The organism is Lentzea sp. NPDC092896 (assembly GCF_044754905.1).
Taxonomy (GTDB): Bacteria; Actinomycetota; Actinomycetes; order Mycobacteriales; family Pseudonocardiaceae; genus Lentzea.
In genome coordinates this window covers 2464250-2481863 of record NZ_JBIVPX010000001.1, presented here as the reverse complement: position 1 = coordinate 2481863, position 17614 = coordinate 2464250, and the positions used below count along the sequence as shown (strand labels likewise).

19 protein-coding genes are annotated in these 17614 nt (G+C 70.7%); 12 read left to right on the top strand and 7 right to left on the bottom strand.

What is annotated here, in order from left to right:
* Positions 1-45 precede the first annotated feature (45 nt).
* Complete coding sequence (locus ACIQF0_RS11030) at positions 46-945, top strand: alpha/beta hydrolase (protein ID WP_401027349.1); 900 nt, start codon at positions 46-48, stop codon at positions 943-945.
* A 2-nt stretch (positions 946-947) separates the two neighbouring features.
* Complete coding sequence (locus ACIQF0_RS11025) at positions 948-1634, top strand: DUF1963 domain-containing protein (protein ID WP_401027346.1); 687 nt, start codon at positions 948-950, stop codon at positions 1632-1634.
* A 4-nt stretch (positions 1635-1638) separates the two neighbouring features.
* Here ACIQF0_RS11025 and ACIQF0_RS11020 read toward each other — a convergent pair whose 3' ends face one another.
* Positions 1639-2265, bottom strand: coding sequence for a TetR/AcrR family transcriptional regulator (locus tag ACIQF0_RS11020; protein WP_401027344.1), 627 nt, complete (start codon positions 2263-2265; stop codon positions 1639-1641).
* Positions 2266-2355: 90 nt separating this feature from the next.
* On the opposite strand from ACIQF0_RS11020, the gene ACIQF0_RS11015 reads away from it, so the two are divergent.
* Genes ACIQF0_RS11015 through ACIQF0_RS11005 form a run of 3 tightly spaced genes read left to right on the top strand, consistent with a single transcriptional unit; the run spans position 2356 to position 6397 of the window.
* Positions 2356-3123: an SDR family NAD(P)-dependent oxidoreductase gene (locus tag ACIQF0_RS11015; RefSeq protein WP_401027341.1), complete on the top strand. Its 768-nt coding sequence runs from the start codon at positions 2356-2358 to the stop codon at positions 3121-3123.
* A 32-nt stretch (positions 3124-3155) separates the two neighbouring features.
* Positions 3156-4949, top strand: coding sequence for a flavin-containing monooxygenase (locus tag ACIQF0_RS11010; protein WP_401027338.1), 1794 nt, complete (start codon positions 3156-3158; stop codon positions 4947-4949).
* Positions 4946-6397, top strand: coding sequence for a hypothetical protein (locus ACIQF0_RS11005; RefSeq protein WP_401027336.1), 1452 nt, complete (start codon positions 4946-4948; stop codon positions 6395-6397). The genes ACIQF0_RS11010 and ACIQF0_RS11005 overlap by 4 nt, the downstream gene beginning before the upstream one ends.
* On the opposite strand, the gene ACIQF0_RS11000 is transcribed toward ACIQF0_RS11005, so the two are convergent.
* Complete coding sequence (locus tag ACIQF0_RS11000; protein ID WP_401027333.1) at positions 6381-7160, bottom strand: SDR family NAD(P)-dependent oxidoreductase; 780 nt, start codon at positions 7158-7160, stop codon at positions 6381-6383. The genes ACIQF0_RS11005 and ACIQF0_RS11000 overlap by 17 nt on opposite strands.
* A 57-nt stretch (positions 7161-7217) precedes the next feature.
* Between ACIQF0_RS11000 and ACIQF0_RS10995 the strand changes: the two genes are divergently transcribed.
* Positions 7218-7778, top strand: coding sequence for a TetR/AcrR family transcriptional regulator (locus tag ACIQF0_RS10995; RefSeq protein ID WP_401027331.1), 561 nt, complete (start codon positions 7218-7220; stop codon positions 7776-7778).
* Positions 7779-7780: 2 nt separating this feature from the next.
* Here the strand turns inward: ACIQF0_RS10995 and ACIQF0_RS10990 are convergent, their stop codons facing one another.
* The 3 genes from ACIQF0_RS10990 to ACIQF0_RS10980 form a co-directional block, all read right to left on the bottom strand.
* Positions 7781-8296, bottom strand: coding sequence for a hypothetical protein (locus ACIQF0_RS10990; protein ID WP_401027328.1), 516 nt, complete (start codon positions 8294-8296; stop codon positions 7781-7783).
* On the bottom strand, positions 8286-9143 hold the full coding sequence (locus tag ACIQF0_RS10985; protein WP_401027325.1) for a hypothetical protein: 858 nt from the start codon (positions 9141-9143) through the stop codon (positions 8286-8288). The genes ACIQF0_RS10990 and ACIQF0_RS10985 overlap by 11 nt, the downstream gene beginning before the upstream one ends.
* Before the next feature lie 155 nt (positions 9144-9298).
* On the bottom strand, positions 9299-9484 hold the full coding sequence (locus tag ACIQF0_RS10980) for a hypothetical protein (protein WP_319974135.1): 186 nt from the start codon (positions 9482-9484) through the stop codon (positions 9299-9301).
* 88 nt (positions 9485-9572) lie between these two features.
* Between ACIQF0_RS10980 and ACIQF0_RS10975 the strand changes: the two genes are divergently transcribed.
* Both ACIQF0_RS10975 and ACIQF0_RS10970 read left to right on the top strand, forming a co-directional pair.
* On the top strand, positions 9573-9908 hold the full coding sequence (locus tag ACIQF0_RS10975; RefSeq protein ID WP_401027322.1) for an ArsR/SmtB family transcription factor: 336 nt from the start codon (positions 9573-9575) through the stop codon (positions 9906-9908).
* Between the two features lie 86 nt (positions 9909-9994).
* Positions 9995-10987, top strand: coding sequence for a zinc-dependent alcohol dehydrogenase family protein (locus ACIQF0_RS10970; RefSeq protein ID WP_401027320.1), 993 nt, complete (start codon positions 9995-9997; stop codon positions 10985-10987).
* Here the strand turns inward: ACIQF0_RS10970 and ACIQF0_RS10965 are convergent.
* Positions 10984-12345: an aminoglycoside phosphotransferase gene (locus ACIQF0_RS10965; protein ID WP_401027317.1), complete on the bottom strand. Its 1362-nt coding sequence runs from the start codon at positions 12343-12345 to the stop codon at positions 10984-10986. The two genes, ACIQF0_RS10970 and ACIQF0_RS10965, sit on opposite strands and share 4 nt — an antisense overlap.
* Complete coding sequence (treS, locus tag ACIQF0_RS10960; protein WP_401027314.1) at positions 12342-14009, bottom strand: maltose alpha-D-glucosyltransferase; 1668 nt, start codon at positions 14007-14009, stop codon at positions 12342-12344. Before treS ends, ACIQF0_RS10965 begins: the two co-directional genes overlap by 4 nt.
* A gap of 200 nt (positions 14010-14209) precedes the next feature.
* Between treS and ACIQF0_RS10955 the strand changes: the two genes are divergently transcribed.
* The 4 genes from ACIQF0_RS10955 (at position 14210) to ACIQF0_RS10940 (ending at position 17542) form a co-directional block, all read left to right on the top strand.
* Positions 14210-15010, top strand: coding sequence for an alpha/beta fold hydrolase (locus tag ACIQF0_RS10955; protein ID WP_401027311.1), 801 nt, complete (start codon positions 14210-14212; stop codon positions 15008-15010).
* Entirely contained in the window at positions 15007-16194 is a 1188-nt protein-coding gene (locus ACIQF0_RS10950) for a SpoIIE family protein phosphatase (RefSeq protein ID WP_401027308.1), read from the top strand. The genes ACIQF0_RS10955 and ACIQF0_RS10950 overlap by 4 nt, the downstream gene beginning before the upstream one ends.
* Positions 16191-16550 carry an STAS domain-containing protein gene (locus ACIQF0_RS10945; protein WP_401027305.1) on the top strand — a complete coding sequence of 120 codons (360 nt, stop codon included), beginning with the start codon at positions 16191-16193 and terminating at the stop codon, positions 16548-16550. Before ACIQF0_RS10950 ends, ACIQF0_RS10945 begins: the two co-directional genes overlap by 4 nt.
* 290 nt (positions 16551-16840) lie before the next feature.
* Positions 16841-17542, top strand: a complete 702-nt coding sequence (locus ACIQF0_RS10940; RefSeq protein WP_401027302.1) for a GAF and ANTAR domain-containing protein — start codon at positions 16841-16843, stop codon at positions 17540-17542.
* Positions 17543-17614: the final 72 nt, after the last annotated feature.

Below are 17614 nucleotides of genomic sequence, written 5' to 3'. Positions count from 1 at the left end.
AGTCGAGAATATTCGTGGCGCTGAGAGACATGCGGAGCTGGGACTTTGCAGAACTTGGACCTGACGATCAACGCGAGTGACGACACGCCGTTAGCGGGCACCCTGTCGATGCCTGACGGCGCCGGACCCCATCCGGCCGTTCTGCTGCTGCACGGTTCCGGGCGGCTCGACCGCGACGGCAACGCCGGGCGGCTCAGGCAGAACCTCGGTCCGGCGCTGGCCGAATCGCTCGCCCGGCAGGGCATCGCGTCCCTGCGCTACGACCGGCGCGGTGTCGGTGCCTCCCCCGGCGACTGGCTGGCGACCGGGTTCGCCGACAACCGGGACGACGCCGCGGCGGCACTCGACGCTCTCGCGGCGCGCCCGGACATCGGAAGCGTCGGCGTCGTCGGCCACAGCGAAGGCGCGCTGCACGCCATGGCGCTCGGCTCGCGCCCCGGTGTCGCGGCCGTCGTGCTGCTGGCAGGGTTCGCGCGCACCGGCGAGGACGCCCTGCGCTGGCAGGCCGAAGCCGTCGCCCGTGGTCTTCCCGCGCCGCTGCGGCCACTGGCCCGGATGGCCGTCCGGCGGGTGATCCGGCTCAAGTCGCCCGGCCCGGACGTCGTGCGCGTCGCCGGGAAGCCGATGAACGCCCGGTGGACGCGCGAGATGCTGGGCCACGACACGAGGTCCGACCTCGCGCGCATCCGCGTTCCGGTGCTGGCCGTGACCGGCGAGAAGGACGTCCAGGTCGATCCCGACGACCTGCGGCAGATTCACGCTCTCGTCCAGGGCTCGGCGGAGGTGCGGCGAGTGCCCGACCTGACCCATCTGCTCCGCCGCGACCCCGGCCGTCCGTCGATCCTCTTCTACCCCAGGCAGTTGCGCCGGCCGGTGGACGACGAACTCGTCAGGACCACGACGACCTGGCTCGCCCGCACCCTCGCAGGAACCGAACAGGAATGACGATGCACGACCCACTCGCCCGGCCGTGCGGCGTGCATCGCGAAGGCGGGCAGCGCGTAGGCCACTTCGGCGGGCCGATCATGGTTCCCGACGAGGTCGACGAGCGGTGGTTCCCGCTGGTCGCGACGATCGACTGCGCCGCGGTGCCACCGGAGACGACCGACCTCGCGCTGCCGCCCGACGGGCTGCTGCTGTTCTTCAGCTATCCGGAGGAGGACGGCATGGGAGACGTGGTCCACGTGCCGCTGGACGCGGTGGTGCGGGAGCGACCACTGCACCCCGACATCACCCACGACGAGGACTTCGCCGAGATCTTCCAGGAGATGCAGCGCGGTGAGATCCACCTGGTGCCCGCCCTGTCCCTGCCGTTCCCCGGCGAGACGAACGACGCGGCCGAGGCTCTCGCGCGGCAGTGGGGCGACCCCGCCTCGCGGTTCCTGCTGGGCGGCTACGGCACCGAGTTCGACGGCCGCACACCGGCCGAGTGGGCCGCGGAAGTGGCCGCCTGGCAGGCGAAGGAAGGACCGCGGTCCGACCGGGCGACCGACGGCGAGCACTGGGTGCTGCTGGCCGAGCTCAACATCTACCGCCCCGGCGGTGGCGCGACCATGTTCTGGGCGATCCACCGCGACGACCTGGCCGCCCGGCGCTTCGAGCGGGCCCAGTTCGTCGTGGACTGGAACCCCTGATCGGCTAAGCCGGTAGTCCTCGCGCGGCGATCGTCAGAGCCTCGGCGGTCGCCGCCGCGAGAGACGCCGGCGTCTCGGCGTTGAACGCGTGGTGCTCCACGGCCACCCGCAACGCCCCGTTGATCATCGCCGCCTGGATCGCGGTGGCCAGGTCGGGCTCGGCCAGCCCCGCGCGGTGGGCGAGCGCCTCGGCGAAGGCCGGTTCCGCCTCCCGGTGCGCCTCCAGCCAGACCGCGCGCAGGCCCGGATCGGTCCTGGTCAGCCGGACCAGGTTCAGCATCTCGCCCGCCGCCGCGGGGGTCTCGACGTGGGCGGACGCGATCGTGCTGACCAGCTCGGCCACGCCCTGGTCACCGCGCCACGACCGCAACCGCGCCGCGGTCTGCTCGATCCCGCTGGCCAGCAGCGGCATGACACAGCTCTCCTTGCTCGGGAAGTAGCGCCACAGCGTGCGCGCGGAGATGCCCGCCTGCGCCGCGATCTCCTCGACGGACGTGTCCGCGACCCCCTTGGCCAGGAAGAGGCGGACGGCCGCGCGCGCGACCTCCAGCCTGGTCTCGGCCTTGCGCCGTTCGGTCAGCGGTGGGCGTCCGGTCCGCTCCGCCGCGCGGGTCTGCTGATGGCCGGTCATGCCACCTCCGTCCTGTGTGCTCCACATCCTACTTTTTGTCTTTCAGCGACATAGTGGCGCAGCGTGCCAATAAGTCGGTACGGTGATCGCATGACCACAACCAGTGACTTGGACGGCAGCAGTGTCGTCGTGACCGGCGCCGGATCGGGCATCGGACGGGCAGCGGCCCGTCAGTTCGCGCAACTGGGCGCGAAAGTGGTGGTCGCCGACGTCAACGGCGACGCCGCCAAGACCGTGGCCGAGGAGATCACCGCCACCGGTGGCACCGCGGTGGCCGTGGCGGGCGACCTGACCGATCCCGCCGTGGTGGACGAGGTGGTCACGACCGCGGTGAGCGCGTTCGGCGGCCTGGACGTGCTGGTGTGCAACGCCGGGATCATGGACTCGATGACGGCGGCGGCCGACGTCTCCGACGAGGAGTGGGATCGCCTCCTCGCCGTCAACCTGGCCTCGCCGTTCCGGCTCACCCGCGCCGCGTTGCCGCACCTGCTCGCCAACGGCAAGGGCGCCATCGTGTACACCGCGTCAGAGGCCGCCCTGCGCGGCAGCGCCGCCGGACTCGCTTACACGGCAGCGAAAACGGGACTCGTCGGCCTCATGCGCTCGGTCGCGGTCATGTACCGCGAGTCGGGTGTCCGGGCCAACGCCATCGCGCCCGGCGGCACGGCGACGGGCATCTCCACCTCCCCCGACCCCGCCGGGCACGGACCCCGGGTCGTCGGGCGGTACATGCCGAACGTCGGCCGCATCGCGGAGCCCGACGAGCAGGCCGCCGCGATCGTGTTCCTCGCCTCCGCCGCCGCCTCCAACATCACCGGCGTCGTCCTCCCGGTCGACAACGGCTGGTCCGCGGTCTGACGACCACTCTTTTTCAGCGAAAGGCTCCTTCTGTGCTGTCCGTTTCCGAAGACCTCGGCTTCGACCCGCACGAACTGCGCGCCAGGTACCGGGCCGAGCGGGAGCGCCGCATCCGTCCCGACGGCGCCGCCCAGTACCGCGACGCCTCCGGCGAGTTCGGCTACTACGCCGAGGACCCGCACGGCGATCCGCACTTCACCCGCGAACCGTTGCAGGACACCGTGGAGGTCATCGTCATCGGCGGCGGGCTCGGCGGCCTGCTCGCCGGGGCCCGACTCCGGCAGGCCGGTGCCGGCTCCATCCGGGTGATCGAGAAGGGCGGCGACTTCGGCGGTACCTGGTACTGGAACCGCTATCCCGGCATCCACTGCGACATCGAGTCCTACATCTACCTGCCGTTGCTGGACGAGCTCGGCTACGTCCCCGAGTGGAAGTACTCGCCCGGCGAGGAGATCCGCCTGCACGCCCGTGCCATCGGCGAGCACTTCGACCTCTACCGCGACGCGTGCTTCCAGACCGCTGTCACGGAGCTGCGGTGGGACGAGGACGCGATCGAGTGGATCGTGTCCACCGACCGAGGCGACCGGATGCGGGCTCGGTACGTCGTGATGTCCAACGGCACCCTGGACCGGCCCAAGCTGCCCGGCATCCCCGGCGTGGAGACCTTCACGGGCCACACCTTCCACACCAGCCGCTGGGACTACGGCTACACCGGCGGCGACGCGAACGGGAACCTCACCGGACTGGCCGGCAAGCGCGTCGCCCTGATCGGCACCGGCGCGACCGCGATCCAGGTCGTGCCCCACCTCGGCCGGGACGCCGGGCAGCTGTACGTCTTCCAGCGCACCCCTTCCACTGTGGACTACCGAGGCAACCGGCCGACCGAGGCGGACTGGGCCGCGTCGCTGGCACCGGGCTGGCAGCGGAACCGGATGGAGAACTTCCTCGACATCCTCAGCGGCGGCCAGACCGACGAGGACCACGTCGGCGACGCGTGGACGTCCAGCGCCCAGTTGTTGCGGAAGATGACCCAGGGCCAGGCGCACGAGTCGCTGACGCCGGAGGAACGCGAGCGCGTCGAGGAACTCCTCGACTTCCGCAAGATGAACGAGGTCCGCGCCCGCGTCGACAGCATCGTGGCGGACCCGGACACGGCCGAACTGCTCAAGCCCTGGTACCGCTACGCGTGCAAGCGGCCGACGTTCAGCGACGAGTACCTGCAGACCTTCAACCGCCCCAACGTCACGCTGGTCGACACCGCGGACCACGGCGGCGTCGAACGCGTCACGGAGAACGCGATCGTGGTCGGCGACCGCGAGTACGAGGTGGACTGCGTCATCTTCGCGACCGGGTTCCAGGTCGGCATGTCGGACCTGGTCACCGGCCGCCTGCCGGTGTACGGCCGCGACGGCGCCCACCTGCTGCAGAGCTGGAGCCGCGGCCCGCGGACGTTGCACGGCTTCTACAGCAACGGTTTCCCCAACCTGTTCACCATGGGCGCGCTGCAGAACGCCGCGTCGGTGAACTTCACACACGTCCTGGACGAGCAGGCGAGCCACATCGCGGCCGTCGTCGAGGAGGCCGGCAAGCGCGGCGCGCGGTGGGTCGAGCCGAGCGCCGAGTCCGTGGACGCCTGGGTGTCGGCTCTCGGCGCCAACGCCGAGGAGCTCTACCGGTTCCACCTCGAATGCACGCCCGGCTACTACAACAACGAGGGGAAACCCCAGCCGCGCAACGGGTACGGCGCGGGCGCCTCAGCGTTCCACGCCCTGCTCGAGGACTGGCGGGCGAACGACATCGACGACGTCATGGTGATGGGCGGATGAGCCCCTTCCGCGGTACCAACGGCATCGCGTTCGGCCCGGACGGCAGGCTCCACGTCGCCGAGTACCTCAGCGGACGCATCAGCGCCGTAGATCTCAGCACCGGCGAGATCGAGGTGATCGTGCCGATCGACAGCGTGGTCCAGTCACCGGACGACCTGGCGTTCGGTGCGGACGGCTCGATGTACGTCGCCGACCTGGTGCCCGGCCGGGTGTGGCGCCGGAACCCAGTCGGCGAGTACGCGCTGGTCAGCGACGAGGTGAAGGTGCCGAACGGCATCACGTGCGTCGGAGACCGGCTGTTCGTCAACGAGATGCGTCCCGGCGGCCGGCTGCTCGAACTGTTCCCGGACGGTGGCGAGCCCGTCGTGCTCGCCACCGGTCTGGCCATGGGCAACGCGATGCAGGCAGGCCCCGACGGACACCTGTACTACCCGCACATGCTCACCGGTGAGGTGCACCGGATCTCCCCCGACGGTGGCAGACCCGAACTCGTCGCCGACGGCCTGCACACCCCGGTCGCGGTTCGCTTCGACCGCGAAGGCGCGCTGCTGATCCTGTCCGCCGGCGCCGAGGGCGAGATCACGCGCATCTCCCCCACCGGGCAACGGGAACTCCTCACCACCGGGGTGTTCGGGCTCGACAACGCCGCGGTCGACGACGACAACCGGGTGTACGTCTCCAGTTTCGCCGGTGGCGGCATCGCCGAGGTCCACCCGGACGGCCGGATCCGGCAGATCGTGCCGCAAGGCCTGGTCGGGCCTTACGGCATCACGGTCGACTCCGGCGGCGTCGTCCACGCGGCGGACCACTATCGCGTGGCCGGCGACCGGGCGGTCAGCTTCACGCACGGCGTGGCCGCCGATCAGGACCGGCTGCACACGACCTCGCAGTACGGCGAGGTGCGCACGGACGGGAAGGTGCGCGCCAAGGGCCTGCGCTGTCCGCTCGGTCTCGCGGTGCGCGACGACGGCGTGCTCGTGGTCGCGGAGACGGGCGCCGGGCGGATCATCGCGATCGACGCCGACGACACGATCACCGTGCTGGCGGAGGGTTTCCGCGAGCCGGTGGACGTGGCGTTCGACACCGAGCAGCGTTGCTACGTCAGCGACGAGCAGGGCGTTCACCGCGTCGACGGACAGCCCGTGCTGATCGCCGGAGGTCTGGCGGCACCGCAGGGTCTGGCCGTCCGAGGTGACGAGCTGTTCGTCGTGGAGGCCGGTCGGCGGCGGCTGCTGGCGATCGACCTGGCCACCGGTGAGATCAGGACTGAGGCCGACGATCTCGCCCTCAGTCCACTGGAGACGGTTCCGCGCGCGCTGCTCGTGCACGGAATGCCGGGGTGCCCGCGTGGGTTCGCCGGGCTCGCCGTCGCACCGGACGGCACGCTGCACGTGTCCGGCGACGGCACCGTTCTCCGGATACCACCGCAGGTCAGATCACCGATTTGATCGTGCCGCCGTCGACCCTGATCGTCGCGCCGCTGACGTAGTCCCCGTACGGGCTCGCCAGGTAGGCCACGGCGCCGGCGATCTCCTCCGGACGGCCGAAGCGGCCGATGTCGTTGGGCACGAAGTCCCTGGCGGCGTTGCGTTCGATGTCCTCCCACCGCTCGCCCCAGCCGTTCGCAGGCGCGTGACCGGTCAGCCACTCGCGGACCGAGTCGACCATGATCGCGCCCGGTGAGACCACGTTCGAGGTCACACCGGTCTCCTTGAGCTCACGGGCCAGGGAGACGGCGAGGCTGTGGCGGGCGGCCAGGGTGGCGCTGTAGTGCGGCTGGACCGGGATCGGCTGGGAGCCGAGGCCGCCGCCGATCTGGATCACCCGGCCCCAGCCGCGGGCGCGCATGCCGGGGACGAAGCGCTGGATCATCCGCACCGCGGAGACCACGTTGGTCTCGTAGATGTCCCGCCACACGTCCGGGGTCGCGTCCTGCCAGCTCTCGTGGCCGTAGACGCCGGCGTTGTTCACCAGCACGTCGATCTCGCCGGCGGCCTCGGCGACCGCGTCGGCCCCGGCATCGGTCGCGAGGTCACCGATCGCCACCGCCGCGGCGCCGATGTCCGCCGCGACGGCCTTGGCTCGGACCTCGTCGCGCCCGTGCACGACGACCTCCGCTCCTTCCGCGGCCAGCAGCCGTGCGATCGCTTCGCCCAGCCCCGAGCTTGAGCCCGTGACCAGGGCACGCTTGCCCTTCAGGTTCAGTTCCACTGCGTCTCCATCAAGTCTACAGTCGTATACTTACAAGGTAAGTCTACACTCGTATACATGACGACGACACATCGCCGGGACGCGTCCGCCACTCGTTCGGCGATCCTGCGAGCGGGCATCGAGAGCTTCACCCGGCACGGCTTCGACGGGATCGGCGTCCGCGAGATCGCCCAGGCCGCCGGGGTCAGCGCGATGCTGGTGAACCGCTACTTCGGTTCCAAGGAAGGGCTGTTCGCCGAGGTCGCCGAGGTGTCCATGACCGACCGCACGGTGCTGGGCGGCGACCCGGCGACCCTGGCCCGCGACATCGCCGCCGCACTGGTCCGCCGCACGGCACCGGCCGCGGACGACCTGTCGCCGTTCCTGCTGATGCTGCGCTCGGCCGCCAACCCGCGGGCGGCCGAGATCCTGCGCGAGAACATCGAACGGCACGTCGAGGCGCACCTGCACGAGGTCGCGCCGGAGACCCGCGGCACCGGCCGCGCCGCGGTGGTGCTGTCGGTGATCGCGGGATTCTGGTTGCTGCGCAAGGTGATCGGCAGCACCGCGTTGAACGGGACGGACGAGGAGCAGCTCGAAGCCACCCTGCGGCAACTCTTCGAGCTCCTGCTGCCCTGACGTCAGCCGAGGAGCCGCACCAGATGCACGGTCCGGTCTCGAGGCCACGACTCGCGCGCACCGCCGTGGAAGTCCACCTCGACGTCCTCGCCGATCGTCACGGCCGCCACCTGACCGACGGGTCCGATCGTGCCGTACAGGCGGACGTTGTCGCCGGGCACCAGCTCGTCCGCCGTCGTGGTGCCGACGTTGCGCGCCGGGGACGCGGGCTTCAGCCGGGTGGTGAACAGCCACCACGCCCCGCCGCACACCACGGGCACCGCGAGCACCAGGACCCCGGCGGCGACGGGTTGCGCGCGCACCAACGCGGCCGCGACGACCACGGCTCCCAGCAGGCCGACCACCGCGGCGACGAGCGCCGAGCTCACGGGGTGGTCGCCGACCTGGAGCCAGCCCGTCGTGCGCACCCAGCCGCCGGGCGTCAGGCCGCGCGGGCTCCGGCCGTCGGCGAGGCCGGGCCCCGTCTCGGTGGCGGGAGCGGCCTTGCTGAACAGGTCGACGTCGTCGTCAGTCTCCACGGCGCCACCTCAGCTGGTTCTTGCCGTTGCGGGAACAGACGATCTCGTAGCCGTCCTTGGTCGTCCTGCGCGCGCCCTCGATGAGGCAGAACTTGCCCAGCCTGGAGTCGTCCCACTGCTCGTCCGGCGCCGAGGTGGTCGTGGGCGGCGGCGGAGGAGGTGGCGGAGGCGTGGAGGTCTCCGTCGTGGTCGTGACCACTGTCGTCGTGGACGAACTCGGCGCAGAGGACGACGGAGGCGTGCTGGACGCACTCGTCACCGCGCCGGGAGCACAGCCGGCTGCCCAGAGACCGACGCGACCCAGCCGGGCGCCGGACTCGTCGGGCGCCAGCTCGCCGCGGGCCGCGAGATCGGCCTGCACCACGCCGCCGCTCACCACGGTCCGCGCGTAGTCCGTGCCGTCCGGCAGTTCCACGTCGACCAGGATCCGATCGGACGCGTCGTCCCTCCTCACCACGAGACGCACGTCCTTGCCGCGCAACAGGTCCTGGGCGGTGGCGCGGGACTCCGCCACCCAGCAGCCCGCCGCCGGTCGCAACCCGGCGACGCGGGCGCGCACGACGCGTCCGGTGATGGGCTCCGCACCCTCGAAGAGATCCACCTCGGTCACCTCGCGCACGGTCACCTGGATCGAGTCGCCCCGGAACCCGCTCGCTTCAAGTCCGGCGTTCCCGCGTTCCCGGGAAAGGGCGTCGCCACTGAACGCCACCGCGCCCGTGGCGGCGAGCACGGTGACGACACCGAAACATCCGATCGCGAGCCTCGCGGGCTGGCTGGTGCGCCACCAGAATCGGCGGACGATCCCCGCGGCCGCCCCGTGAGCGGCGGATTCAGCTGTGCTGGGCAATGGCGGTCCCCGGCTTGATGAAGGTCGGACGATCCATGACACAAACGGCTGTTCTGTCTTTGACTAAATACGCGTCACCGACGAGATCGTTCATTCACAGATTGGCATTACCGTTCACAGCGAGCCGGGGGCTGTGATTGATGGCGCACGCTCTGTCACTTCTTCTTCGGCCAGGGAATCAGCATCATGACGCCGGCGCTGGCGCACAGCAGCCCGATCGTCGTCCACAGCTGCTGCCCCGTCATGAAGCTGCCCTTCAGATAACCCAGCCCCTGCGCGGTCCACACCCCGCCGACCAGCAGCAACACGATTCCGAGCCCGACCAGCAGTTTTCTGCTCATGGACGGGAGGCTACCGGCGAGTCCGGGCCAGCTGAAGGTTCGATGGCGGTCGTACTATGAACGTCATCGAAGTCGTGAGGAGTCAACCGTGGCACGTCCCCGCACCACCCCGCGGATCGTGGAGCACCCCGAGCTGTCCGAGGTCACGTTGCAGCAGGCCCTGGAGGCGCTGGCGGACCCGGTCCGGCGCATGGTCGTGTGCCAGCTGACGCGGGCGGGCGGCGAGAAGGGCTGCGGCACCTTCGACACGCCGGTGTCGGACTCGACGCTCACCCACCACTTCAACGTGCTGCGCGAGGCGGGCGTGATCCGGCAGCACTACCGCGGCACGACGAAGCTGAACTCGTTGCGCACGGAGGAGATGGAGGCCCGCTTCCCCGGCCTGCTGCCGGCTGTGGTGACCGCGGCGGACGCCGAGGCCTAACTTTGACAGCCGTCAAAGTTTGACGGCTGTCAAAGTTTGGGGCAGGGTGGGCGGCACTGCTTCCCGACCCCTGAGGACGGCTCACCATGGCCAGGCACGTGCGGTTCGACCGGCTCGGCGGCCCCGAGGTGCTGACGCTCCGCGACGTCGAGGTGGGTGATCCCGGCGCCGGTGAGGTGCGGATCCGCGTCGACGCGATCGGCCTGAACAGGGCCGAGATCATGTTCCGCGAGGGCGTCTACTACGAACAGCCGGTCTTCCCCGCCACGCTCGGCTACGAGGCCGCGGGCGTGGTCGAGGCGGTCGGCGAGGACGTGTCGCACGTCGCCGAGGGCGACCCGATCGCCGTGGTGCCGGCGTTCTCACTGACGAGGTACGGCACCTACGGCGACCACGTGATCGTGCCCGCCTCCGCCGTGTTCCCCCGCCCGGCGAACATCGGCGCGGTGCAGGCCGCGGCCGTGTGGATGGCCTACATCACCGCGTACGGACCACTTTTCGAGTCCGGCGAGGTCCGCCCCGGCGACCACGTGCTGCTCAGCGCCGCCGCGAGCAGCGTGGGCCAGGCCGCCGTCCAGATCGCCCGTCACATCGGCGCCATCCCGATCGCCACCACCCGCGACGCCTCGAAGCGGCAGCGGCTCCTGGACGCGGGCGCGGCCCACGTCGTCGTCACCGGCGACGAGGACCTGCCCACCCGCGTCAAGGAGATCACCGGCGGCGAGGGCGTCCGCCTGGCGTTCGACCCGATCGCGGGTCCCGGCGTCGAGACGATCGCCCAGGCCATCGCCCCCGGCGGCCACCTGGTGGTCTACGGCGCGCTCGACCCGCGCCCCACTCCCCTGCCGAACGCGAGCAGCTACCCGCAGCTGACCAGCCGCGCGTACTCGATGCACTCGATCAGCAGGGACCCCGAACGCCTGCGCCGCGCCGTCGCGTTCATCAACGCGGGGCTCGCGACCGGCTCGTTCACCCCGGCCGTGGACCGGACGTTCGATCTTGCCGAGATCGCCGACGCCCACCGCTACATGGAGGCGAGCAGCCACATCGGCAAGATCGTCGTCACCGTCACGCACTAGACCAGCCAGGCCGGCTCTCCGGTCACCACCTCCGCGATCGCGGACAGCGGAATGACCGTCCACTCTGGACGGAACCGGTGCTCGTGCCGCACCTCCAGCACCGCCCGGTCCAGTTCGACGGCGGTCAGCAGCGCGCCGTCGGGCCGCAGCTCCGGCGCCAGCTCGGCGTACCCGTCGCAGAACGCCTTCCGGTTGCGCTCCAGCCACCGCGCGGCACTGGGCAGCAGGGTGGCCACGTCCTCCGCGCCGACCAGCAGTTGTGCCGCCGCGTAGTGCAGCGACCGCAGGACCGTGGCCACGTCGTGCTCGGCCGGGCGGGGCCGCGCGCGTTCTGCGGCGGTGCCGTTCGGATCTCCCTCGAAGTCGACGAGCACCCACGTGCGCGGCGACCGCAGCACCTGGCCCAGGTGCAGGTCGCCGTGCACCCGTTGCAGCCGAACGGGTTCGGCGGTCGCCAGCACCGCGTCGAACCGGGCGCGCAGGCCCGCCTCGAACGGTGCCAGCGCGGGAACCTCGGCCAGCGCGGCGTCCAGGCGGCGGTGCAGGGCCGCGGCGAACTCGACCTCGTCGTCCGGTCCGGCGATCTGCTCGCCGAGCGTCTCGCGCAGGTCGGCGTGCACGCGGGCGACGGCCCGGCCCAGCCGGTGCGCCTCCGCGGCGAAGTCGCCGCCCGCGTCCTGCGGATCCGCGCCGGGGCCCGCCAGGAAGTCCCGGACGCTGGCGGTGGCCATCGGCCAGCCGAGGGCGCCGAGCGGCACGAACTCGTGCAGCACCGCGAAGGTCGTGCGCACTCCGTCCAGTTCGGACTCCAGCGCGCCCAGCGGCGGTGCGATGTGCGGGTCGTCGATCTCGTGCAGTGCGTTGTGCAGCACGAGTTCCGGGTTGTCGCCGGGCACCAGCTCGCGGAAGAACTTCAGCACGTGCCGCTGGCCGTAGACGATCGAGAAGTTGCGCTGCGGCCCCGGGAACGGACGGCCGACCGGTGCGGCGGTGTACCTGGGCGGCAGCGCGCCGCGGAACCGCAGCTCCTCCACCTCCGAGGGCTTCTCGAACTGGTCGAGCAGCACGGCCGTCAGCTCCGGGTCGTACACCGCCTCGTACACCTGGCGCTTCCCCGCGGTGCCGATCCGGGCGTGCACGAGCCGTTCGGGCAGCTCGTCCCGCAGGCCCAGCAGCAGCTGGTAGCGGCGCCCGTCGGCCGCGAGCACGACGTGGACCAGCGCCGGATCGCCGTCGCGCAGGACGGTCACGTGTTCGCACACCACCGGCGCGCGGCCGCGGAACCACGGCTGCGCGTGCAGCCAGCGGTCCAGTTGCTCGGGGGCCGGGACGACCTCGACGGCCTCGCTCGTCGTCACTTCTTGTCGCCGCCTTCCACGTCGGAGCTCAGCTGGAACCAGTAGAAACCGTGGCCGGGCAGGGTCAGCTGGTACGGCAGCTCACCGACCGCGGGGAACGCCACCCCGCCGGTGAGTTCCAACGGCACCGTGCCGGCGTGCTCGGACAGGTCGAGCTCGACGGGTTGCGGGAAGCGCGAGAGGTTGTTGACGCACAGGACCACGTCGGCGCCGAGCGTGCGGCGGTACGCGAGCACCGTGGGGTTGGACGCCCCGAGCTCGGTGAAGTCGCCGTGACCGAACGCGCGGTGCTGCTTGCGCACCTCGATCATCCGGCGGGTCCAGTTCAGCAGCGACGACTGGTTGCGGGTCTGCGCCTCGACGTTGAGGCCCTGGTAGCCGTAGACCGGGTCCATGATCACCGGCAGGTAGATCCGGCCCGGGTCGCACGACGAGAAGCCCGCGTTGCGGTCCGGGGTCCACTGCATCGGCGTGCGCACCGCGTCGCGGTCCTGCAGCCAGATGTTGTCGCCCATGCCGATCTCGTCGCCGTAGTACAGAACGGGCGAACCCGGCAACGACAGCAACATGGCGGTGAACAGCTCGTGCTGGTTGCGGTCGTTCTCCAGCAGCGGGGCGAGGCGGCGGCGGATGCCGATGTTCGCCTTCATCCGCGGGTCTTTGGCGTACTCGGTGTACATGTAGTCACGTTCGTCGTCCGTGACCATTTCCAGCGTCAGCTCGTCGTGGTTGCGCAGGAAGATGCCCCACTGGGCGTTCTCCGGGATGGCCGGCGTCTGCGCCAGGATCTCCGAGATCGGGAACCGCGACTCCCGCCGCACCGCCATGAAGATCCGCGGCATCAGCGGGAAGTGGAACGCCATGTGGCACTCGTCGCCGCCGACGGCCTGATCACCGAAGTACTCGACCACGTCCGACGGCCACTGGTTCGCCTCGGCCAGCAACACCCGCCCCGGGAACTCGTCGTCGACGACCTTGCGGCACTTGCGCAGGAAGTCGTGGGTCTCGGGCAGGTTCTCGCAGTTCGTGCCCTCGCGCTCGAACAGGTACGGCACCGCATCGAGACGGAAGCCGTCGATGCCCAGCTCCAGCCAGAACCGCAGGATGTCGAGCATCGCGTCCTGGACGGCGGGGTTGTCGAAGTTGAGGTCCGGCTGGTGGCTGAAGAAGCGGTGCCAGAAGAACTGCCCGCGCACCGGGTCGTACGTCCAGTTCGACGACTCCGTGTCCACGAAGATGATCCGCGCGTCGCTGTAACGCGAGTCGTCGTCGCTCCACACGTAGTAGTCGCCGTACGGGCCCGTCGGGTCCTGCCGCGACTGCTGGAACCACGGATGCGCGTCGCTGGTGTGGTTGAGCACCAGGTCGGTGATCACCCGGATGCCCCGCCGGTGCGCCTCCTCCAGCAGGTACACGAAGTCCTCGACCGTGCCGAACTCCGGCAGCACCGCCCGGAAGTCGCTGATGTCGTACCCGCCGTCGCGCAACGGCGACGCGTAGAACGGCGGCAGCCACAGGCAATCGACGCCCAGCCACTGGAGGTAGTCCAGTTTGGACGCGAGTCCGCGGAGATCGCCGGTGCCGTCTCCGTTGGAGTCGCTGAACGCCCGGACCAGAACCTCGTAGAAGACCGCGCCCTTGAACCAGTTCGCCTCGTGCTCCATGGCACCTCTCGCTCGCACGTAGTGGGAATTGCGGCAGAGTGCGGCACAGCGGGCGCCAAGATCAAATCGTTCACCTGACCGTGTGAACGCCCGAATCTCGGCGTCTGCCAACGACTTTCACCGGATCAGGTGAGGTCCGGCCGCGAACCGTTCGGCGCAGGCTCGGCGCAGGACCCGCATCGGGGTGACAGGATGCCCACATGGACGCACGGCGGAAGAACAACGTGACCGTCATCGGTCGCGAGGACGGTCCGACCGTGTTGCTCGCGCACGGGTTCGGCTGCGACCAGAACCTGTGGAGGCTGGTGGCGCCGAAGCTCGCCGAACGGTTCCGCGTCGTGCTGTTCGACCACGTCGGCTCCGGCAGGTCCGACACGGCGGCGTGGTCGCCGCAGCGCTACTCCACCCTCGACGGCTACGCCGAGGACGTCCTGGACATCTGCGCCGAGCTCGACCTGCGCGACGTCGTGCTGGTCGGGCACTCGGTCAGCGCGATGATCGCCGTGCTCGCCGCCCGCCGCGAACCCGCGCGATTCGCCAAGCTCGTGCTGCTGACCCCGTCGCCCTGCTACCTCGACGACGGCGACTACCGCGGCGGGTTCTCCCGCGCCGACATCGACGAGCTGCTCGACTCGCTGGAGTCCAACTACCTCGGCTGGTCCGCGGCGATGGCACCGGTCATCGCCGGCAACCCGGACCGTCCCGAGGTCGCCGGTGAGCTGGAGGCCTCGTTCTGCCGCACCGATCCGGCGATCGCGCGGGTGTTCGCGCGCACCACGTTCCTGTCCGACAACCGCGCGGACCTCGCGGGCGTCACCGTTCCCACCGCGGTGGTGCAGTGCTCGGCGGACGCGATCGCGCCTCCGGAGGTCGGCCGGTACGTGCACGACCAGATCCGGGGCAGCGTCCTGGTGACGCTGGACGCGACGGGGCACTGCCCGCAGCTGAGCGCGCCCGAGCAGACCGCGGCGGCGATCGCCGGGTTCGCGAGCGCCGGGTGATCAGCCACGACAACGACGCCCGCGACAACTTCGCGGATCTCTACGAGAACGCGCCGTGCGGCTACCTGTCCACGTCGATGGACGGGACGATCGTCAAGGTCAACGGAACGCTGCTGGGATGGCTCGGCATCGGGCGCGACGAACTGGTCGGCCGGCGCAGGTTCGCCGACCTGCTCACCGTCGGCGGTCGCATCTACCACGAGACGCACTTCGCGCCGATGCTGCACATGCACGGTGAAGCCGGTGGCATCGCGCTGGAACTGGTGCGCGCCGACGGCACCCGGCTGCCGGTGCTGGTGAGCTCGACCGTCAAGACGAGCGCGAACGGCACCGCCGAGCTGATCCGCACCACCGTCTTCGACGCCGGCGACCGCCGCTCCTACGAACAGGAGCTGCTGCGCGCCCTGCAGGAGGCCGAGCAGGAACGCGACCGGGTGCAGCTGCTGGCCACGACGTTGCAACGCACCCTGCTGCCGCCCTCGTTGCCGGACATCCCCGGCATGGACGTCGCGGCCTACTACCACCCGGCCTCGGCCGACGAGGTCGGCGGCGACTTCTACGACCTCTTCCCGCTGGCCGACGGCACCTGGGCGTTCTTCCTCGGCGACGTGTCGGGCAAGGGGGCGGAGGCCGCCGTGATCACGTCGCTGGTCCGCTACACGCTGCGCGCCGCCGCCGTGTACGACCCGCATCCCGTCGCCGTGCTGGAACACCTCAACACGGTGCTCATCCAGGAGCAGATCAGCACCACGGCACGCTTCTGCACCGCCATCCACGGCCTGCTCGAGCCGGCCGACGGCGGCGCCACGATCACGCTCGCCAGCGGTGGGCACCCGCCCGCTCTGCTGATCCGCCACGACGGCACGGCCGAGCTGCTCTCCACCCTCGGTGGCCAGCTGATCGGCGCGCTGCACGACGCGCGGTTCGTCGAGCTCCAGGTGCACCTGCGGCCCGGCGACACGCTGCTGCTCTACTCCGACGGCCTCACCGAGGCCAGGACCCACGGCCGCGTCCGCTACGACGAGGAGTACCTGCGCGACTTCGCCGCCACCCTCGGCACCAGCAGTGCGACCGAGACCGTGGCCGCCGTGTCCGGGTTGCTCGCCGGCTTCGGCGACGGCGTGGACGACGACACCGCCCTGCTCGCGCTGAGCGTCCGCCTCGACGAGGAAGGCCAGTCATGACCGCGTTCACCGTCGTCACCCACGACACCCCTGCCGGGCCGGTGCTCGAGCTCGCGGGAGACCTCGACGTCGCCACCGCTCCCCTGGCGCTGCGGGCGGTCGAGGCCATGGCACCGCGCGCCGGCCAGCAGGTGGTCGTCGACCTGACCGGACTGCGGTTCTGCGACTCCACCGGGATCTCCACGCTGATCGCCGTCCACAACCTGGCGCACGCGGCCGACGCCGGCGTCGCGCTGGCGGGCGTGCCACGCCACCTCGCCCGCACGCTGGCACTCGTCGGGCTGGACGGCTTCTTCGTCACCCACCCCACCGCCGAGCACGCCCTGGCCGCCTGGCCGGACCCGCCTGGCGGATGAGCGGCGACTGGCCCCTCGACGCGCACCGGCCCCGTTCGGGACAATCGTCCACCTCGTGCTGGTTCCCACACCACTGACGGAGGCTGAACGGCGGCCCGCGGGGTGCGAGCCGTAAGCTGGGTGAGTTGAACCTGATGCGGTCACGCAAGGCGTACGCCCAGACCTCGCTACGTCCAGGGACGACTGAGATCAGTCGACGTGGTGGAGGAATCCGGTGCCAGCCGTGGATGTTCGGCCGTTTCCCGGTGGTGTGACCACCGGTGCCCGTACCTGAAAGACCTCGAGAGGCGTTGAGCCTCGCGCGCGCGACGGTGATGGCCGCGCTTCGTGACAGCGAGAGCAAACTCGACACGCTGGCACGCGTGATTCGCGCGTGCGTGGACGTGTTGCCGGTCGACGGCGCCTCCATCTCCGTGATGAGCGGTCCGCGCGAGCGGGAGACCCTGTACGCCAGCGACGAGATCGCGGCGAAGATCGAGGACGTGCAGTTCAGCCTGGGCGAGGGTCCGTGCTTCGAGGCGTTCGCCACGCGAAGACCCGTGCTGGTTCCCGACCTGCCCCAGGCATCGGTCACGGAATGGCCGGTGTTCGCCACGGCGATCGCCGCGCTGCCCATCGGCGCGATCTTCGCGTTCCCGTTGCAGGCGGGAGCGATCGGCATCGGCGCGGTCGACCTGTACCGCCGTCGGCCCGGCTGGTTGTCGGGCGACGAACTCGCTGTCGCGCTGGAGGTCGTCGACCTGGTGACCGCGGTGCTGCTCGGGCTGCTGCTCGGGGAAGCCGGTGACGCCGAAGGGTTCCGGGGTGTGCTGTCGCCAGGACGGGAACAGGTGCACCAGGCGACCGGCATGCTCATCGCGGCCTTCGACATCTCCGCGGAGGAGGCGCTGGCCCGGCTGCGGGGCTACGCCTTCGTCACCGACAGATCGCTCGACGACGTCGCCAAGGACATCGTGAGCCGGACGCTGTCCCCGCTGGAACTCGGCAAGTGATCGCGCACGAAGTGTCGATGGCAACCCGATGCGGTCAGCACTACCGTCGGACGAAGATGACAGGAGCAGGAC

Excerpts from the sequence above, each read along its gene's own strand:
- ACIQF0_RS11005 (WP_401027336.1), top strand. The coding sequence starts at position 4,946 with ATGAGCCCCTTCCGCGGTACCAACGGCATCGCGTTCGGCCCGGACGGC.
- ACIQF0_RS11015 (WP_401027341.1), top strand. The coding sequence starts at position 2,356 with ATGACCACAACCAGTGACTTGGACGGCAGCAGTGTCGTCGTGACCGGC.
- ACIQF0_RS10980 (WP_319974135.1), bottom strand. The coding sequence starts at position 9,484 with ATGAGCAGAAAACTGCTGGTCGGGCTCGGAATCGTGTTGCTGCTGGTC.
- ACIQF0_RS11025 (WP_401027346.1), top strand. The coding sequence starts at position 948 with ATGCACGACCCACTCGCCCGGCCGTGCGGCGTGCATCGCGAAGGCGGG.
- ACIQF0_RS11020 (WP_401027344.1), bottom strand. The coding sequence starts at position 2,265 with ATGACCGGCCATCAGCAGACCCGCGCGGCGGAGCGGACCGGACGCCCA.
- ACIQF0_RS10970 (WP_401027320.1), top strand. The coding sequence starts at position 9,995 with ATGGCCAGGCACGTGCGGTTCGACCGGCTCGGCGGCCCCGAGGTGCTG.
- ACIQF0_RS10995 (WP_401027331.1), top strand. The coding sequence starts at position 7,218 with ATGACGACGACACATCGCCGGGACGCGTCCGCCACTCGTTCGGCGATC.
- ACIQF0_RS10945 (WP_401027305.1), top strand. The coding sequence starts at position 16,191 with ATGACCGCGTTCACCGTCGTCACCCACGACACCCCTGCCGGGCCGGTG.
- ACIQF0_RS10955 (WP_401027311.1), top strand. The coding sequence starts at position 14,210 with ATGGACGCACGGCGGAAGAACAACGTGACCGTCATCGGTCGCGAGGAC.
- treS (WP_401027314.1), bottom strand. The coding sequence starts at position 14,009 with ATGGAGCACGAGGCGAACTGGTTCAAGGGCGCGGTCTTCTACGAGGTT.